The sequence below is a fragment of the Streptococcus sp. GMD1S genome (assembly GCF_000296875.1).
Lineage (GTDB): Bacteria > Bacillota > Bacilli > Lactobacillales > Streptococcaceae > Streptococcus.
Genome location: NZ_AJQY01000262.1, coordinates 1 through 640 on the forward strand (window position 1 = coordinate 1; position 640 = coordinate 640).

Consider the following 640-nt stretch of genomic DNA (forward strand, 5'->3'; position numbering starts at 1 on the left):
AGTCGCTAGAAAGATTGTCAAAATCATAGGAAAAAACAAACGGGAACTCAATCTCCCAGTTTTGTTGAATCTAGCCCATAAGTTTTATACCCTCTTTCCCAAGCTAGCTGATAAGTTGGCAGGGGGGATCTTTAATTATAAGTAAAAGGAGTTCCTTACAAAAGGAACTTTTTTTATAATATTGAACTGAGTGTCAAAAATTTGTTTGTTTTTGTTCTAAATCTACATTCACTTTTTTCGAATCTTCTACAAATTTTAGAAAAAACAATCAAAAATATGATTTTTGTGTTTAGGGTATTGAAATTTCCTATATTATTTTATAAAATAAGGGTAAAAGGCTATGAAAAAGTAATACGCTTACAAATAAATGGAAGCGGTTACTAAAGGAGGATTTTATGGAAAAAGGCCATTGGAATCGTAAAAGAGTCTACAGCATTCGTAAGTTTGCCGTAGGCGCTTGCTCTGTCATGATTGGAACCTGTGCGGTTCTATTTGGAGGAAGTGTCATTGGAGAATCACCAGTTTTCGCGGATGAAACTCCAATTACTCACACTGTTGAACAAGCAAAAGAGGAAAGTCCGGCAGTGGAGGAAAAAGAAAATCAAGCTGTAGCAGAGCACAAGGATGCTGCAAGTGTCGA

The 640-nt window shown here is 35.8% G+C and carries 1 protein-coding gene and 1 pseudogene; both read left to right on the top strand.

Features of this window, described 5'->3' with window-relative positions; all coding sequences use genetic code 11:
• Positions 1 to 145, top strand: a pseudogene (locus GMD1S_RS08670) (short-chain dehydrogenase); the annotation flags it as partial.
• Positions 146 to 395: 250 nt separating this feature from the next.
• Positions 396 to 640 (top strand): YSIRK-type signal peptide-containing protein (locus GMD1S_RS08675; RefSeq protein WP_000410703.1); only part of this gene is annotated, 245 nt, incomplete at its 3' end.